The sequence below is a fragment of the Gilliamella sp. LMG 34362 genome (assembly GCF_984569125.1).
The window spans coordinates 94027-111856 of sequence record NZ_OZ474902.1 but is presented as its reverse complement, the minus strand read 5'-3'; the positions used below and the strand labels follow the sequence as shown (position 1 = coordinate 111856).

The window sequence follows — 17830 nt, the reverse complement described above, 5'->3', positions numbered from 1 at the left end:
CCATTTATACTAAGCTTTGTAACGCATTAACCTTATTTTTGTGTAGATTGATTCGATCTAGGCCAGCAGCCAGATCGGCGATTAAATCATCAGGATCTTCAAGGCCAATATGTAATCGAATTAATGTACCTGTGAAATCCACTCCTGATACTGGACGTATTTTCGCAAGATCTTCAGGTTGATTGGCTAAAATCAATGATTCGAATCCACCCCATGAATAAGCCATCGAGAAGTGAGTCATATTATCTAAAAAATCAGATAATTGCACTTCGCTCAAATGATCTTTAAGTACAAACGAAAATAGGCCACTAGCGCCACTAAAATCACGTTTAAAAAATTCATGCCCTTTACAGCTTGCTAATGCAGGATGGTTAACCGTGGCAACTTTGGGGTGATTTGCTAACCAGTTAGCCACTTTTAGTCCACTTTCGTGATGTTGTTTTAACCTGACCGCTAAGGTTCTTAATCCCCGTGCTGCCATATAAGCGGTATCAGCATCACACATTTGTCCCATTAAATAAGAACGTTCACGTAATTGATCCCAACATCGTTGATTAGCAACCGCAGTACCTAACATAGCATCAGAGTGGCCAATTAAATATTTAGTACCGGCTTGAATAGAGATATCAACATCATGCTCTAATGCTTTAAATAAAACACCAGCAGCCCAAGTATTATCCATCATAATGACAATTTCTGGATTAACACTGCGAATAGCTTTAACTATCGCTGGCACATCATGCAGTTCCATAGTGATTGAGCTTGGTGATTCAAGAAATACTACTTTGGTATTGGGTTTAATATGATTAGTAATATAGCGACCAATCAAGGGTGAAAAATAATCGGTTTCTACACCAAAATCTTTTAATATATGTTCGCAAAATTCTTGCGTTGGCTCGTAACTGGCTTCTGAAACCAAAATATGATCACCTGATTTGACAAAAGCTAAGATAGCATTCGCAATTGCCGCGGCACCACAAGGATAAAGATAACAACCTGCGCCACCTTCAATTTCGACCATGGCATCTTGTAAGGCAAAATGAGTCAAGGTACCGCGTCGACCATAAAATAATCCGCCTTTGGCTCGATTTTCCATCGCGTCTTTTTTCGCTTCTAATGAATCAAAAACAAGCGATGATGCTCTCTGAATAACGGAGTTAACAGCACCTTGGGTATAACGTTTTTTTCGACCAGCATGAACTAATTTTGTTTGTAATGACATGATGCATCCTTAGTGAACCGATAAATTTCGATAACAGTTAGCATAGCATGCTGTTAAAATAGTAAAAAATAATTTTTGTTTAAATTGGCTTACATAAAATGTTAATTGCTCAACTTGCTCATTTAGATACGACAGAAGTGAACTATTCATTATTATCACCAAAAATCATTAATGATGCTGAGTCATTAAGTGGTTCACGAAAAAAACAGTTTTTAGTTTGTCGTTCAATTTTAGCTAGTTTACTTAAACAGTATTGTGATATTGATACTTTGCCACCCATCATTATTGGTGATAATAGCCGTCCTTGCTTTTTACAACATAACCTGCCTGATTTTAATATCAGTCATAGTAAAGATTGGGTGGCAGTTGCCATATCCTTAAATGGTAGAGTTGGGATTGATATTGAAGTTGCTAGGCAGCGTAAAAATTATCTGAGTGTCGCCAAAAATTATTTTGCTAATGAAGAATACCAATGGATATTAAAACAATCGGATGCATTAGCGGCATTTTGGCAACTTTGGACATTAAAAGAATCTGCACTTAAATTATATGCGAAAGGTGTTTGGCAAATAAAATCAGTAAAAATAGATGTTGAAAAACAGCTGATTAGTGCGCCATTTGGACAGGATTTTTATTATCAATATCAGCAAGTAGAATCAGTTCATCTTGCGGTGAATCATAATAAACCTATTACAGATTTTATTTTGCAATCTTAACAGGATAATCATCTGCTACACCATGATGGTTGCAGCAGATTAATATTATTAATTTATTCTGCGCTGGAAGCAAGTAAACCAGACTCACTTAATGTTTTATTAAAATCTTTATCCATAAAGAATAAATCTCGTTTGTTTTCACCAACTAATTCCAGTTTATCAACAATGCTTTTAAAAAGTTTTTCTTCTTCATGTTGTTCAGCAACGTACCATTGTAAAAAGTGAAATGTTGAGAAATCTTTTTGGGTTAAAGCATAGTCAACAAGCTCATTTATCTCTTTGGTAATTTTAAGTTCATGTTGATATGCCGCTTTAAACACATCAAGCAGTGATTTATATTCTGATTCTGGTGCTTCAATTTTGCCAATAAGCGCTAATGCACCGCAATCTAACACATAATCAAATAAGCGTTCCATATGTTGTCGTTCTTCGCTAGCATGATCTCTTAAAAATTTTCCAAACGAAGGAAAATTTTGATCATCACACCATGCGCTCATTTGTAGGTAAAGGTTAGAAGAATAGAATTCTAGATTTAATTGGTCATTGAGTTTTTTGACCATTTGGTTGGTTAACATTTCATTTTCCTCACATTGCTTTTTTAGTATTTCACTTTTTATTGAGATAAAGTGATTATTGATAAGTGTATGATAGCTATTCATACACTTATATTAGTTAAATTAGATAAATATCTTGAAGGATCTTTCTATTGTTATTATCTAATTGATATTCTTGGTGTAACCAATTATCTATTGTGTTATAGCGTTTTTTAATCTCATCGATAGCAGCGGTTAAAAACTCTTGCTTAGCTGAAAAAATGATTTTTTGTTTTTCAAACTCTTCAGCTGATAATTTACTTTTATTTTGGCTAAGTATTGTTTGGCGATAATCATTTAAATATTGTTCGGTAAGCAAATAATCTTGCATAATAACGTCTTCGCTGACACCTAATGCAAATAGGGTTAAGGCGACACCGACACCAGTTCTATCTTTACCTACTGCACAGTGCTGTACTAATGGTTTGCCATTCGCATTAAGTAATATTGATATTAATTTTTTATAAGCTGGATTATTAAATGGTAATAGCTGATAGAGTTTAATCATAAAATCCAAAGGCGAATATTTTTTAAGTACGAATATATCATCACTAACTAAGCTTGCCGTAATTTCATCACTTAATGGATTTGCTGGGATATTAAAATATTGGCTATTGTTCCAAAGATTATCGGGATTACGATCGATTTCAAGTTGATCACGATAATCTAATACATAATGTAAATTAAGCTCATCAGATAAGAACTTTTTTTCCTCATCACTAAGGCGAGAGAATTCCCCCGAACGATACAACATTCCTGAACGAATTTGGCGACCATCACTGGTTTTAATACCACCTAAGTCTCGAAAATTAATTCCATTTTGGATTGGTACAACTGATGTCATTATTGGTCCTTATTTCTGCTTAACTTTGCTTGCTATATTAACATGTTTCTGATTAGAATTGATTCATCGTTTTTGCATTATTATTGCTTGAGGAATCTATTATGTCGACTTTATCTATCTTATTATCGGAAAAACCTGCTCCATCTAAATGGGGTAAAGATGCTTTACTTAGTTTTTCTGATGATGCCATTACCATTCATTATCAACCTGACCATCGACATGGAGCTATTCAGCGAGCTGCTCGAAAACTAGATAATCAAGGTATTAAGTCAGTTAAACTTAGTGGTGATAATTGGGATTTAGAATCTTGTTGGCATTTTTGGCTCGGTTATCGTAATGCTAAGAATAATAATAAAGTAAGTTGGGCCAAACTTGATAGTCAAGTTAAGCAAGAACTAAAATATCGTCTCGCAATTATTGATTGGTGTCGAGATATTGTTAATCAACAAGCTGAAACATTAAGCCCGTTAGAACTGGCAACACAAAGTGCAAACTTAATTAGTAATTATTCCTCAGATATTACCTATAACATTACTTCAGGTGAAGCATTAAAAGAACAGGATTATATGGGTATTTACACGGTTGGCAAAGGATCAGAACGACCGGCAGCGTTGCTTGAGCTTGATTATAATCCGACTAAAAATCCTAAAGCGCCAATTGTTGCTTGTTTAGTCGGTAAAGGTATTACTTTTGATTCTGGTGGTTATAGCTTAAAACCAAGCAGTTTTATGGAATCAATGCGATCGGATATGGGGGGCGCAGCATTAGTAACTGGTGCTCTGGCACTTGCTATTGCTCGAGGTGTTAAACATCGTATCAAACTTTATCTGTGTTGTGCTGATAATTTGGTGAGTGGTAAGGCATTTAAACTGGGTGATATTATTCGATATCGTAATGGTAAAACTGTTGAAGTTGATAATACCGATGCGGAAGGACGATTAGTTTTAGCTGATGGATTAATTAGTGCTGACAACGATAATCCTCATTATATTATTGACTGTGCAACCCTTACTGGTGCAGCAAAAATTGCTGTAGGTAACGATTACCAATCATTACTTTCGTTTGATGATCTCTTTGCAAATCAGTTATTAGCTAGTAGCCTCGTGGAACATGAAGCTTTTTGGCGATTACCATTAGCTGATTTTCATCGTAGTCAATTTCCATCATCTTTTGCTGATATGGCCAATTCTGGATTACCAAATACCGCTGGTGCAAGTACTGCCGCGGCATTTTTATCTCATTTTATTAAAAATTATAAACAAAATTGGCTACACATTGACTGTTCAGCGACATTCCGTAAAAGTGCCACCGCTTTATGGGCAACAGGTGCAACAGGTATTGGGGTAAGAACGCTAGCTAATTTGTTAACCGTATTAAAATGATTTGGAATAACTTTATGATTAATTGAATAGAATTTTAAAAATGTTTATCAATATGTAAGGAATACTATGAAGAAGTTATTATTAGTTATGCCTCTCTTGTTTTCTTTTGTTGTTTGTGCGGATGATTGTAAAACAGAATATGAGCAAGAAAATTATGAAAAAGCGTTTAATATATGTACACAAGAAGCGATGAACAGTGTCCCGTACGCACAATTTTATTTAGGTCTTATGTATGATTTTGGTAGAGGTATTGGAGAAGATAAACAAAAAGCTATATTTTGGTATGAAAAAGCAGCTAAACAAAACGACTCTGGCGCCCAATGGAGTTTAGGGTTTATGTATTATCACGGTGAAGGTATAAAGCAAGATAAACAAACTGCGCTATATTGGTATACAAAAGCAGCCGAGCAAGGTGAACCTATGGCACAAATTAATTTAGCGCTTATGTATGATGAAGGAGACGGCATAGAGCAAGATAAATCAAAGGCGGTATATTGGTATACAAAAGCAGCGGAGCAAGGTGATTCTTTCGCTCAATATAATTTAGGGCTGATGTATGATAAAGGTGATGGAGTTGAGCAGAATATATCTTTAGCTTACAATTATTTTAAACAGTCTTGTTATCAAGGTGAAAAACTTGCTTGTGATGAATTAAAAAAATAATCCTAAGATTTAATAAAAAAACACCTTAAATCACTAAGGTGGTTTACTTGAAGTATTTATTAATTTTAAAGACTATTGTTTATCTTCAACCACTGTTGCTTTTTTTATATAGATTGGTTCAACAAGGGCATTTTGACGTGGTCTTATATGTTAAATTCGACAGTCATAATCTTATCAGTAATCTTTCTTCTTTATAGGTTTATTCATTACACAATAACTTTATTATTTGTGAGCGATAATTAAGAAAATTAATGCTAATGATTATTTTGATACATACATTTATATATAATGAATAAAATAAAAAATAGTAGTGTCTATTTTAGCATGTATAGGAAATACAATGAAAAAACTAGTATCTTTTGGGTTATTAATTCTGTGTTCTTTTTCAAGTTATGCAAATGAATGCGAAATATATTGGTTGATGGGGAGTAATGAAGAGGCTTTCACTCCATGTAAAGTAGAAGCGGAGCAAGGTAATGCCGAAGCCCAATATATTTTAGGACTTATGTATGATGAAGGTGATGGTATAGAGCAAGATGTACAAAAGGCCGCATATTGGTACAAAAAAGCGGCAGCAAAAGGTAAATCTGATGCACAATTTAATTTAGCGGTTATGTATGATGAAGGTGATGGCATAGAACAAGATAAACAAAAGGCGTTATATTGGTATACAAAAGCAGCAGAACAAGGTAATTCTAATTCACAAAATAATTTAGGGCTTATGTATGATAAAGGAGACGGCATAGAGCAAGATAAACAAATGGCGTTATATTGGTATACAAAGGCAGCTGAAAAAGGTGAATCTAACGCACAATATAATTTAGCGATTATGTATGAGAAAGGTGATGGTGTAGAACAAGATAAACAAAAAGCTGCATATTGGTATACAAAAGCAGCAGAGCACGGTAATGCTAATTCACAAAACAATTTAGCGGTTATGTATGAGAAAGGTGATGGTGTAGAACAAGATAAACAGAAGGCAGCATATTGGTATACAAAGGCAGCTGAAAAAGGTGAATCTAATGCTCAATTCAATTTAGCGCTTATGTATGATGAAGGTGATGGCATAGAACAAGATAAACAAAAAGTGATATATTGGTATACAAAAGCTGCTGAGAAAGGACATCCCTTCGCACAAAACAATTTAGCGTTTATGTATGATAAAGGTGATGGTGTAGAACAAGATAAAGTAAAAGCTGTATATTGGTTTACAAAATCGGCACAACAAGGCGTGCCTGATGCTCAATACAATTTAGCGCTGATGTATGATAAGGGCGATGGCATTAAGCAAAACAAATCATTAGCTAATGAGTATTTTAAACAGTCTTGTGATCAGGGATTTGTAGAAGCTTGTAATAAATTAAAAAAATAATCCTATTATTTAATAAAAAAACCACCTTAAATCATTAAGGTGGTTTACTTGAAGTGTTGATTAATTTTAGAACAACCTATTGTTTATCTTCAATCACAGTTGCTTTTTTAATATAGATTGGTTCAACAGGGACATTTTGATGTGGTCCCATGCGTTTTGTAGCGACATTAACAATTTTATCAACGACATCCATTCCTTTAATGACTTTACCAAAAACAGCATAACCATATTGGTCTGGTGATTGGTAATTTAGAAAATCATTATTGACAACATTAATAAAGAATTGGCTAGTTGCGCTATCTACAGCATTGGTTCTTGCCATTGCGATAGTTCCACGATCGTTTTTTAAACCATTATTGGCTTCGTTTTTAATTGGTTGTTGAGTTTCTTTGAATTTTAATTGATCATCCGCTCCACCACCTTGAATCATAAATTCAGGAATGACTCGATGGAAGGTTAAATTTTCATAATAACCGCTATTGACATAATCAAGAAAATTTTTCGTGGTAATTGGGGCATGTTCGCTATCTAATTCAATTTCAATATCGCCCATACTGGTTTGTAATAATACTTTGCTATCAGCCAAAGCAACAGTTGAAAAAAGGCTTAATAGTAATGATATAAGTAATAGTTTGATTTTTTTCATTTAACAAATCCTTACTCCAAAATAGTGGGCAAATTATACCGAATATTAGATGAATTGAAATGATTAATATAAATAATTAACTAAAATTCTGCGTGATAGATTCCAATGTTGCGATTAATAGATAAAAAATAGTTTTTATTTATTATAATTCATATTATTAGCGAGCTAATTTTCTATTTTCTTTCCATTTTTAAGCTTATTTTGTAGATAAAAAACCTGTTTCTCAAAATTTTTTGCTAAGCGATGAATCATTATGCGATGTATTTTATGTAGTATGCCTTTAGTGTTGTCTCATCATGGGATTTGTAGTCAATGTGTTAAAAACTTACCAAAATTTAATAAGATTTGTTATCAATGTAGCCTTCCTCATTCATTATCAACCAAAATCTGCTATCGATGTCGTGATAGTCGGCCTAATTGGGATGAAATGATTGCTGTAACAGAATATATGGCACCGTTAAAAAGATTAATCCAACATTTAAAATTTTATCGAAAAACTGAGTTAACTAATGCTCTGGCTAGATTAATGTTTTTAGCGTGGTATCAACGACGGTTGAGTAGTGGTTTGGTTAAACCAGATATTGTAACTTGTGTTCCATTGCACCATTTTCGTTATTGGTCTAGAGGATTTAATCAAGCGGCATTATTAGCGAGACCAATAGCCAGATGGCTTAATTGTGATTTTCAACCTTATCTGTTATCACGAAAGTCAGTGGCACACGATCAAAAGTATCTATCGCTTAAGCAACGAATAGCCAATGTTGAAACCTTATTTAGTTGCCGCGATGATTTAACCAATCAATCGATAATGCTTATTGATGATATTGTTACTACCGGCAATACCATAAATGCCATTAGCCAACAGTTAAAACATTGTGGGGCAAACTATATTCAGGTAGTTTGTTTATGTCGCACCATCTTGTAAAATCTAAAACACCCCCTATAATGACCAACAAGGTTAGTCAACTATTATCGATGATGTTAGTGATGATTAATGTCAATCGTGTCAAAGTGAGGGATTATGTGTATTATTACCATTTCTGAATCAGCGCAACAACATTTTAAAAAATTACTTGCTAATCAGCCTGATGGTACACAAATTCGGGTTTTTGTTATTAATCCCGGCACACCATCGGCAGAATGTGGGGTTTCATATTGCCCAGCAGATACTATAGAAGATAGCGATATAGAAGAACAACAACAAGCAGGTTTTGCTATTTATATTGATGAAATTAGCGCTCCTTTTTTAGAAGAAACGGTGATTGATTATGTAACAGATGAATTAGGTTCACAATTAACTTTAAAAGCGCCGAATTCAAAAATGAAAAAGGTTGCCGATGATGCGCCGTTAATTGAACGCGTCAATTATGTTATTCAAGCACAGGTTAATCCGCAATTAGCTAGTCATGGAGGTCATGTGAGTTTGGTTGAATTAACCGATGATAATTATGCAATATTACAATTTGGCGGTGGTTGTAATGGTTGTTCGATGGTCGATTACACTTTAAAAGAGGGGATTGAAAAACAGCTACTTGCTGAATTCCCTGAACTGGCTGGCGTAAAAGATATTACCGAACATCAAGCTGGAAGCCATTCATATTGTTAAAAAATTTTCGATTTACATCTTGCTTATTGCTGTGATTAAGTCATAATCGCATAATGTTTGCCAATTCACATCATGATGGGGTTATATGAATCAAATTAGTATTATTTCAGATCTTATCGTTTGGATTGAAAAAAATTTAGAGCAACCCTTATCTATTGATAATGTCGCCCAGAAATCAGGTTATTCGAAGTGGCATTTACAACGGATGTTTAAAGAAGTAACTGGTCAAGTGCTTGGTACTTATATTCGTCACCGCAGATTAACTTATGCGGCATTATCTTTGCGCATGACAAGTAAACCTATTTTAGATATTGCTATGCAATATCGTTTTGATTCGCAGCAAACTTTTACTCGTTCTTTTAAAAAGCAATTTAATGAAACACCAGCAAGTTATCGCCGTGGTGAATTTTGGGATCCTACTGGATTAACTCCTGCTATTGAATTAAATAAAAATCGACTTTCTTTACCTGAACCTAAATTTGTGAATATGCCGAAACAAACTTTTTGGGGGATCTCTTACAAAAATAATTGTAATTTGAGTCAAATTTTAGATGAAGAAAATAAATTAAGATCGCAGTTTTTTCAAAATTATTTATCTCATTATGCTCACAATAGCGACAGTTTACCGGATAAGATTTTTGCTTTTAGCCGTATTTTGAAAAGTAAAGATAATGCTAATGAACAAGAACTTTTATATACAATTGCCTTAGATCATAATAATAATCTTGAGCATATAGAACCAATTGTTAATGAAGGTGGTTTATATCTTTGTTTTAAATATATCGGTTCGCTAGAAAATTTCAGTGATTTTATTTCTCAAGTCCACTTAGCTGCAATGCCTGCATTGAAAGTTCGGTTACGCACCTCAAGCTGTTTAATTGAGATTCATCATAATCATCATGATGATACGATTAAATGTTTTAAAGATATTCATACTATGGAATGCGATTATTGTGTTCCTGTGGTTGCAGATGATGAAGTCAATATCCAGTCAAACTTGTTATAGTCTACTTTAACTAGTTTTTATAAATATTGACTATTATTTTATTTATCTGATTTCAATAGAATGTTTTCCAACCACACTTTAAATTCAGGAGTTGCTTCTTTTAAACTATTCGAGCCTCTGGTCACAGTGGCAATGCCAATTTTCAATTGCTCTTTAAGTTGGCGCTGATTAATTGAGCCATCCAGTAATGAACGGACAATTTTAACTCTTGTGATTAATGCATCCCGCTCATCAGCTGTCATCAGTAATTTCAATATATCTAATGAATAACCGCTATTAAATGCTTGGTGTAATATTTCAACCGTTTGGTTCCATTCTTTAGTTTTCATGTAATGCACCATTAATATTGTCTATTAAATTCGTTTGTTGTCAGTATATGAGGGTGTTGATTTCCTAAAATATATTGGTAAATATAATCATAAACTAATACACTTTTGACATAATTTCGAGTTTCATTAAAGGGAATACTTTCAATAAATGCGATAGCATCAAGTTTTCCATTACTATTATTCAACCATTTTTTTACTCGGCCAGGACCAGCATTATATGCCGCCGAGGATAAAATACGATTGTTATCATTTTGTAAATAAACGCTATTTAAAAAATAAGTGCCTAACTGTATATTTGTTGTCGGTTCAAATAGTTGGCTTGGTGAATAATAGGTAATATTACTGATTTTTTTGGCTGTTTCCTTAGCTGTTGCTGGCATTAATTGCATTAAACCACTGGCTCCAACTGGAGATTGTATCATTGTGTCAAATGCACTTTCTTGCCGAGTTATTGCTAAAGCATAAGATAATGGAATCGCTTTATCTTTCAAGGCATCATTATATAAGTTTTTATACATGATAGGTAGGCGTTCAGTCCAATTATCCCATAATTTACCTGATATTGTTGCTTGTATACTTAGTTCTCCCCAACCTTTCTGATAAGCGTATTTAGCTAAATCTAAATATTCATTTTCTGCTGCTTGGTTTTTAAGTGCATATCGCCATTCTTGTTTTGACTCTGCTAACATACCTAATAATCTTAATTCTTTGATTCTAATCACATATGGTTGCTGGTCATACTTGGTTTTTAGTGTATTGACTTCTGTACTCGGGATCTTTTTCGATAAATTATTGATACTATATGGTTGATTAAGAGTTTGTGCACTTACCATTCCATAAAAACCACGTTTATTAGTTAAACTTTTTAAGATATGTTTTGCTTCATTAGTTTTATTGTTATTGAGTAATACCCGAGCGTGCCAGTATTGCCACTCTTCTTTTGATTGATCTTCTGGGGTTAATTGTTTTAGCCAATGTGCAATATCTTTGTAATTATTAGCATCAATAGCCATGCGAATACGTTTTTCAACTAAAGTTGAATCGTGACTTTTGCTAATATAATTATCCCGCCATTTGATCTGTTCTGCGGTTGCTGAATCACTAAAATAACTATTGGCTAAACTTTGTTGTAATCTAATTTGCTCATCATCAGTGAAATTTTGTTTTTTAATTAGTTGTGGTAATAATGTCGCAGCCGCATTTTTGTCGGCTTTAACTAACCGAGGGTAAGATGCTAAGACAATTTTTTGGGTGAAGGTACTCGTTTTAATATTTCTAGAAAAATCTTCTATTTTTCGCGGGTTATCAAAAATAGCTAATAAATGATTTTTGGTTGTTTGATAGTTATCATCTAGTAAATTAGTTAAATGGCGAGCTAATTTTAAATTGTTGTTTTCCAGAGCTAATTCTATACGTAACAAAATAAGATTTGCTGTGCGTTTACCACTTTTTGACCATTCATCTAATAAAGGATCACAAGCTGAAGGCAATTCTTTACCCGTTAACCATAGAGATTCGACATTATCTAACACAGATTTGTCTTGATGTTGCTGTATTTTTGCATACTGTTGTCGGCAATTAGAGGCAATAGAATTATCTATAGGAAAAGTGATAATAGCATTCCAGTCTTGACGATTAGCCAGCTCAGTTATATAAGCTTGAGTTAATGACGATGTTAATGGGAAATCGTGATATTTTTTTGCAAAATCACTCACTGCTTGTGGTGATACTGTTGTAATATTATTTTGAAAAAATTGCACGGCAGCATAAGGGTATAGTGGATAGTTTTTTAATTGTTTTAGTAATGTTTGTTGTTCATCAAAAGTTAATGATTGATAAGTATTTTGCCACTTTTGATAATTTTGTCGCAAATCATTCAAAGTAGGCTCCGCAAACACACTTCTAGCCCAAAGTATGCTTAATATCAAACACCAACGTATTACTAAATTCATTCTTAAACTCCTGTATCAAATTAGCTTATTAGATTAGCATATTCCCGTATATTTCGTCGATGAAGAACTGATAACTTAATTCCCACTAAAATAGTCAACTAAATACTTGACTAAAAATAAAGGATATATAAAATATTTACTGTTAAATATAGGGGAATGATTAATGAAATTGACATCAAAAGGGCGATATGCAGTGACAGCTATGTTAGATGTAGCACTGCATTCAGAATCAGGCCCTGTTTCACTTGCTGATATTTCAGAACGTCAGGAAATCTCACTATCTTATTTAGAACAACTGTTTTCGCGATTGCGTAAAAATGGTTTAGTTTCAAGTGTTAGAGGTCCTGGTGGTGGTTATGTACTTGGCCGTAGTATGGAGCAAATTGCGATTAGCTCAATTGTAAAAGCTGTTGATGAAACTGTTCATGCGACTAAATGCCACGGTAATACCGGATGTCAAAACGGTGTAAGATGCCTTACCCATAGCTTATGGAATGACTTAAGTGAACGAATCAATGATTTTTTGACCAGCATCACTTTAAGCGAATTGGTTAATAATCAAGAAGTGAAAGCCGTCTCTAATCGACAAAGTCATCTTCATCAAAACAGAATTAATTAAAAATACAGAATTTGTAATTGGGAGTAATTAATGAAATTACCTATTTATATGGATTATGCAGCAACAACGCCTGTAGATCCAAGAGTAGCTGAAAAAATGATGCAGTATTTAACACCCGATGGTGTTTTTGGTAATCCCGCTTCTCGTTCACATAAATTTGGTTGGCAAGCAGAAGAAGCAGTTGATATTGCACGAAATCAAATTGCTGACTTAATTGGTGCCGATTCACGTGAAATTGTTTTTACTTCAGGTGCGACAGAAGCAGATAACTTAGCCATTAAAGGTGCGGCTCATTTTAATCATGCTAAAGGTAAACATATTATTACCTGTAAAACTGAACATAAAGCAGTACTTGATACTTGTCGTCAATTAGAACGAGAAGGTTATGAAGTGACTTATTTAGCACCAGAATCAAATGGTATTCTTGATCTTGATAAACTGGCTGCAGCGATGCGTAATGACACAACTGTTGTATCAATTATGCACGTTAATAATGAAACTGGTGTTATTCAGGATATCGAAAAAATCGGTGAAATGTGTCGTGAAAGAGGTATTGTATTTCATGTTGATGCAACTCAGAGTGTTGGTAAATTACCGATAGACTTAACCAAATTAAAAGTTGATCTTATGTCGTTTTCTGGACATAAGATCTATGGGCCAAAAGGCATTGGTGGACTTTATGTTAGACGTAAACCGCGAGTACGTATTGAAGCCCAAATGCATGGTGGTGGACATGAACGCGGTATGCGTTCTGGTACTTTACCGGTACACCAAATTGTGGGTATGGGTGAAGCATACCGTATAGCAAAAGAAGAGATGGCAACAGAAATGCCACGTCTTTTAGCACTAAAAACTCGTTTATGGAATGGATTAAAAGATATTGAAGAAGTCTATCTTAATGGTTCATTAGAGCATGGTGTGGCTAACATTTTAAATGTAAGTTTTGCTTATATTGAAGGTGAGTCGCTCATGATGGCGCTGAAAGATTTAGCTGTATCATCTGGTTCAGCATGTACTTCTGCAAGTTTAGAACCATCTTATGTATTACGAGCGCTAGGACTTAATGATGAACTGGCCCATAGCTCAATAAGATTTTCATTTGGTCGATTTAGTACAGAAGAAGAAGTAGATTATGTAATCAAATTAATCAAAGATTCTATCGGTAAATTAAGAGATCTTTCTCCGCTTTGGGAAATGTTTAAAGATGGTGTTGATTTAACAAAAATTAAATGGTCAGCCCATTAAAAATTAGGAGTAAATTATGGCATACAGTGAAAAAGTCGTCGATCATTATGAAAATCCTCGCAATGTAGGTTCTTTCGATCAAAATGATCCAAATGTTGGTAGTGGTATGGTTGGTGCACCAGCATGTGGCGATGTAATGCGATTACAAATTAAAGTTAATGATGATGGCATTATTGAAGATGCCAAATTTAAAACTTATGGCTGCGGTAGTGCAATTGCCTCAAGTTCATTAGTGACTGAGTGGATTAAAGGTAAATCATTAGATGAAGCTGAAGCAATCAAAAATACTGATATAGCAAAAGAATTAGCTTTACCTCCGGTTAAAATTCATTGTTCAATTTTAGCTGAAGACGCCATCAAAGCAGCAATTGATGACTATAAAACTAAAAAAGGACAACGTTAATGGCAATTACATTAACTGATAGCGCAGCAAATCGAGTTCAGGCCTTTTTAGCTAACAGAGGTAAAGGTGTTGGGCTTCGGTTAGGTGTTAAAACTTCTGGCTGTTCCGGAATGGCTTATGTATTAGAATTTGCTGATATTATTAATGATGATGATAGTGTTTTTGAAGATAAGGATGTCAAAGTTATCGTTGACAAAAAGAGCTTAGTTTATATTGATGGAACAGAGCTTGATTTTGTCAAAGAAGGTCTAAATGAAGGCTTTAAATTCAATAACCCTAACGCTAGCAATGAATGTGGTTGTGGCGAAAGCTTCAATGTTTAATGGGACATGAATTGTGATTAATTACTTTGAATTATTTCAATTACCAATCCAATTACCTATTGATAGTGGTCAGTTAACGGCCAATTATCAACAATTGCAACGTCAATATCATCCCGATAACTTTGCCAATGCAAATGATAATGAAAAAGTGGCCATTATTCAGAAATCAGCGATGATCAATGATGGTTATCAGACCCTGAAAAATCCGATAAAAGCGGCTGAATATTTTTTATCTTTGCAAGGTTTTGATGTGGCAACAGAGCAAAATATTATTCATGATGCCGATTTCTTAATGGAACAATTTAGTTTACGTGAAAAATTGGACGATATTGAAAATCAGAATAATATTGATCTGTTAGATGATTTTCATTCGGAAATTTCGCATCGAAAAAAACAAGTCTATCATCAGCTATTGCAACATATGTCCCAACAAGATTGGCAAAGTGCAGTTAATCAAATCTATAAAATCCGTTATCTGGCTAGATTGATTGAACAGATCGAAAAGTTACAAGATAAGCAATTTGCTTTATAATTTAAGATTAAGTAACACATCAACTAGAGATAGATCAAATGGTATTATTACAGATTAGTGAACCGGGACAAACACCAGAACCTCATCAACGTCGATTAGCTATTGGCATAGATCTAGGTACAACTAATTCTTTAGTGGCAACAGTTCGTAGCGGGCAAGCAGAAGTTTTGCCTGATTTAGACGGTAATGCATTATTACCATCTGTTGTGCATTATGGCCTAGACCATGATGATAATACTATTATTACGATCGGTAAAAATGCTAAAACTAATGCAGCCAATGATCCATTTAATACGGTTAGTTCTGTAAAACGCTTAATGGGAAGGAGCTTAACTGATATTGATAGTTCGCGCTTTCCTTATACTTTTTCACAAACTGATAATGGTGTTCCTTTATTAAATTTACCTAATCAACAAGTTAATCCAGTACAAGTTTCAGCTGAGATTTTGATTGCTTTGGTTGATCGAGCTAAACAAAGCTTAGGTGGTGAGATTGATGGTGCAGTAATAACAGTTCCAGCTTATTTTGATGATGCGCAAAGACAAGCAACTAAGGATGCAGCTAAATTAGCCGGATTACATGTTTTAAGATTACTGAATGAACCAACAGCTGCTGCTATCGCTTATGGCTTAGATTCAGGTAAAGAAGGTGTTATTGCTGTTTATGATTTAGGTGGTGGTACATTTGATATCTCTATTTTACGCCTACATAAAGGTGTATTTGAAGTTTTAGCAACTGGAGGCGATTCAGCACTTGGTGGTGATGATTTTGACCGATTACTTGCTGATTTTTTAAAAACACAGTTAGGTTTAAATAACAATTCTGACCCATATATAAACCAGAAAATTATTGATGAAGCTGTTAAAATTAAAATTGCACTAAGTCAGCAAGATTCTGCTTTAGTCAATATAGAAGGGCAGTCTTTCACAATAACTCGTAAACAATTTGAAGACTTAATTGAGCCTCTAGTTAAACGAACATTGGCTGTTTGTCGCCGAGCGTTGAAAGATGCGCAAATTGATTTTGATCAAGTTAGTGAAGTGGTGATGGTCGGTGGTTCAACTCGAGTGCCATTAGTAAGACAATTAGTTGGTCACTATTTCAAAACAGAACCATTAACGTCGATTGATCCTGATAAAGTTGTTGCTATTGGCGCAGCAATTCAAGCTGATATATTGGTTGGCAATAAACCTGATTCAGACATGTTATTGCTGGATGTTATTCCTTTATCATTAGGGATTGAAACTATGGGGGAATTAGTTGAAAAAATTATACCTCGTAATAGTACAATTCCATGCGCTCGTGCACAAGAGTTTACCACATTTAAAGATGGTCAAACGGCGATGATGATTCATGTTTTGCAAGGTGAACGAGAAAGTGTTGCCGATTGCAGGTCGTTAGCAAAATTTACTTTGCGAGGGATCCCTCCTATGCCTGCAGGTGGTGCGCATATTCGAGTTACCTTTCAAGTCGATGCTGATGGTTTATTGAGTGTCACTGCAATGGAAAAATCGACAGGGATTGAGGCGGCGATTCAAGTTAAGCCTTCTTATGGACTGTCTGAACATGAAATTGCTAGCATGATTCAAGATTCAATCAATTATGCAAATCAAGATAAACAACTAAGAAAGCTCGCCGAACAGAAAGTAGAGGCAGCCAGAGTACTTGAAACATTACAATCCGCTCTAGATAAAGATGCCGATTTATTAAATGAAGAAGAACTTAATCTTATCTTGAATGCTAAACAACAATTACAACAAGCAACGGAATCTGATGATTGTTCTTTGATTGAGCAGCAAATAAAGATTGTTGATAACGCAACACAAACCTTTGCTGCTAAACGTATGAATAGATCAATACGAGATGCCTTAACAGGGCATAGCGTTGATGATATTTAACCAATGAGATTATTATGCCAAAAATTACCTTTTTACCAAATGCTGAGCTTTGTCCTGAAGGAAAAACTGTTGAGGCCGAAGAAGGCGAATCAATATTAGATGTCGCTTTGCGCAATGACATCGAAATAGAGCATGCTTGTGAAATGTCTTGTGCATGTTCAACTTGTCATTGTATTGTTCGAAAAGGATTTGACTCACTTGAAGAAAGTGATGAACAAGAAGATGATATGCTAGATAAAGCTTGGGGTGTCGAGCCTCATAGTCGTTTAAGTTGTCAAGCTAGGGTGACCAATGAAGATCTTGAAGTGGAAATCCCAAGATATAGCCTAAATCATGCTAAAGAAGATCATTAATTAGTCGCCTTCATGGCGACATCATTCTGTAAAAACGCCTTTCCTCAAATTTTTTGCTTGTGATAATTATCACATTTTCTTTACCTAATTTACTTAACTGCTTTTAACTTAATAACGATTCTGATA

Annotated in this window: 20 protein-coding genes; 14 read left to right on the top strand and 6 right to left on the bottom strand. The window is 34.4% G+C overall.

Annotated elements, in window-relative coordinates:
- Positions 1-4 precede the first annotated feature (4 nt).
- Complete coding sequence (gene metC, locus AC5LWZ_RS00585) at positions 5-1222, bottom strand: cystathionine beta-lyase (protein ID WP_110446954.1); 1218 nt, start codon at positions 1220-1222, stop codon at positions 5-7.
- A 98-nt stretch (positions 1223-1320) separates the two neighbouring features.
- On the opposite strand from metC, the gene AC5LWZ_RS00580 reads away from it, so the two are divergent.
- Positions 1321-1938 carry a 4'-phosphopantetheinyl transferase family protein gene (locus AC5LWZ_RS00580; RefSeq protein ID WP_306244047.1) on the top strand — a complete coding sequence of 206 codons (618 nt, stop codon included), beginning with the start codon at positions 1321-1323 and terminating at the stop codon, positions 1936-1938.
- A gap of 53 nt (positions 1939-1991) precedes the next feature.
- Here AC5LWZ_RS00580 and ftnA read toward each other — a convergent pair whose 3' ends face one another.
- Both ftnA and AC5LWZ_RS00570 read right to left on the bottom strand, forming a co-directional pair.
- Positions 1992-2513 carry a non-heme ferritin gene (ftnA, locus tag AC5LWZ_RS00575; RefSeq protein WP_086362683.1) on the bottom strand — a complete coding sequence of 174 codons (522 nt, stop codon included), beginning with the start codon at positions 2511-2513 and terminating at the stop codon, positions 1992-1994.
- 97 nt (positions 2514-2610) lie between these two features.
- Positions 2611-3375 (bottom strand): tyrosine-protein phosphatase, encoded by a 765-nt coding sequence (locus AC5LWZ_RS00570; RefSeq protein WP_306244046.1) that lies wholly within the window; start codon positions 3373-3375, stop codon positions 2611-2613.
- A gap of 101 nt (positions 3376-3476) precedes the next feature.
- On the opposite strand from AC5LWZ_RS00570, the gene pepB reads away from it, so the two are divergent.
- The 3 genes from pepB to AC5LWZ_RS00555 all read left to right on the top strand — a co-directional run bounded on the left by pepB (position 3477) and on the right by AC5LWZ_RS00555 (position 6792).
- Positions 3477-4757, top strand: coding sequence for an aminopeptidase PepB (pepB, locus tag AC5LWZ_RS00565; RefSeq protein ID WP_493463808.1), 1281 nt, complete (start codon positions 3477-3479; stop codon positions 4755-4757).
- Between the two features lie 66 nt (positions 4758-4823).
- Positions 4824-5420 carry a tetratricopeptide repeat protein gene (locus tag AC5LWZ_RS00560; RefSeq protein ID WP_493463807.1) on the top strand — a complete coding sequence of 199 codons (597 nt, stop codon included), beginning with the start codon at positions 4824-4826 and terminating at the stop codon, positions 5418-5420.
- A 340-nt stretch (positions 5421-5760) separates the two neighbouring features.
- The gene (locus tag AC5LWZ_RS00555) at positions 5761-6792 is read left to right on the top strand and encodes an SEL1-like repeat protein (RefSeq protein ID WP_493463806.1); all 1032 of its coding nucleotides are present in this window, start codon (positions 5761-5763) and stop codon (positions 6790-6792) included.
- A gap of 76 nt (positions 6793-6868) precedes the next feature.
- Here AC5LWZ_RS00555 and AC5LWZ_RS00550 read toward each other — a convergent pair whose 3' ends face one another.
- Positions 6869-7438: a peptidylprolyl isomerase gene (locus AC5LWZ_RS00550; protein ID WP_110446960.1), complete on the bottom strand. Its 570-nt coding sequence runs from the start codon at positions 7436-7438 to the stop codon at positions 6869-6871.
- A 253-nt stretch (positions 7439-7691) separates the two neighbouring features.
- Between AC5LWZ_RS00550 and AC5LWZ_RS00545 the strand changes: the two genes are divergently transcribed.
- The 3 genes from AC5LWZ_RS00545 (at position 7692) to robA (ending at position 10050) form a co-directional block, all read left to right on the top strand.
- Positions 7692-8363 carry a phosphoribosyltransferase family protein gene (locus AC5LWZ_RS00545; RefSeq protein ID WP_493463805.1) on the top strand — a complete coding sequence of 224 codons (672 nt, stop codon included), beginning with the start codon at positions 7692-7694 and terminating at the stop codon, positions 8361-8363.
- A 102-nt stretch (positions 8364-8465) separates the two neighbouring features.
- A complete protein-coding gene (gene nfuA, locus AC5LWZ_RS00540) occupies positions 8466-9044 on the top strand; it encodes a Fe-S biogenesis protein NfuA (RefSeq protein ID WP_065577966.1) in 579 nt (192 codons plus the stop codon).
- 85 nt (positions 9045-9129) lie between these two features.
- Entirely contained in the window at positions 9130-10050 is a 921-nt protein-coding gene (robA, locus tag AC5LWZ_RS00535) for an MDR efflux pump AcrAB transcriptional activator RobA (RefSeq protein WP_493463804.1), read from the top strand.
- A gap of 38 nt (positions 10051-10088) precedes the next feature.
- Here robA and trpR read toward each other — a convergent pair whose 3' ends face one another.
- Together trpR and sltY are read right to left on the bottom strand one after the other, a co-directional pair.
- On the bottom strand, positions 10089-10379 hold the full coding sequence (gene trpR / locus AC5LWZ_RS00530) for a trp operon repressor (RefSeq protein ID WP_207463508.1): 291 nt from the start codon (positions 10377-10379) through the stop codon (positions 10089-10091).
- 11 nt (positions 10380-10390) lie between these two features.
- The gene (gene sltY / locus AC5LWZ_RS00525; RefSeq protein ID WP_493463803.1) at positions 10391-12331 is read right to left on the bottom strand and encodes a murein transglycosylase; all 1941 of its coding nucleotides are present in this window, start codon (positions 12329-12331) and stop codon (positions 10391-10393) included.
- A 163-nt stretch (positions 12332-12494) separates the two neighbouring features.
- Here sltY and iscR point away from each other — a divergent pair, with 163 nt between their 5' ends.
- Genes iscR through fdx form a run of 7 tightly spaced genes read left to right on the top strand, consistent with a single transcriptional unit; the run spans position 12495 to position 17704 of the window.
- Entirely contained in the window at positions 12495-12950 is a 456-nt protein-coding gene (gene iscR, locus AC5LWZ_RS00520) for a Fe-S cluster assembly transcriptional regulator IscR (RefSeq protein ID WP_065577890.1), read from the top strand.
- Positions 12951-12980: 30 nt separating this feature from the next.
- The gene (locus AC5LWZ_RS00515) at positions 12981-14195 is read left to right on the top strand and encodes an IscS subfamily cysteine desulfurase (RefSeq protein ID WP_065577889.1); all 1215 of its coding nucleotides are present in this window, start codon (positions 12981-12983) and stop codon (positions 14193-14195) included.
- A 16-nt stretch (positions 14196-14211) separates the two neighbouring features.
- The gene (gene iscU / locus AC5LWZ_RS00510; protein WP_034884104.1) at positions 14212-14598 is read left to right on the top strand and encodes a Fe-S cluster assembly scaffold IscU; all 387 of its coding nucleotides are present in this window, start codon (positions 14212-14214) and stop codon (positions 14596-14598) included.
- Positions 14598-14921 carry an iron-sulfur cluster assembly protein IscA gene (gene iscA, locus AC5LWZ_RS00505; RefSeq protein ID WP_065577888.1) on the top strand — a complete coding sequence of 108 codons (324 nt, stop codon included), beginning with the start codon at positions 14598-14600 and terminating at the stop codon, positions 14919-14921. The genes iscU and iscA overlap by 1 nt, the downstream gene beginning before the upstream one ends.
- A gap of 13 nt (positions 14922-14934) precedes the next feature.
- Positions 14935-15453 (top strand): co-chaperone HscB, encoded by a 519-nt coding sequence (hscB, locus tag AC5LWZ_RS00500; protein ID WP_158092460.1) that lies wholly within the window; start codon positions 14935-14937, stop codon positions 15451-15453.
- A gap of 38 nt (positions 15454-15491) precedes the next feature.
- The gene (hscA, locus tag AC5LWZ_RS00495) at positions 15492-17351 is read left to right on the top strand and encodes a Fe-S protein assembly chaperone HscA (RefSeq protein WP_493463802.1); all 1860 of its coding nucleotides are present in this window, start codon (positions 15492-15494) and stop codon (positions 17349-17351) included.
- Positions 17352-17365: 14 nt separating this feature from the next.
- Positions 17366-17704 (top strand): ISC system 2Fe-2S type ferredoxin, encoded by a 339-nt coding sequence (gene fdx / locus AC5LWZ_RS00490; RefSeq protein WP_065577886.1) that lies wholly within the window; start codon positions 17366-17368, stop codon positions 17702-17704.
- Positions 17705-17830: the final 126 nt, after the last annotated feature.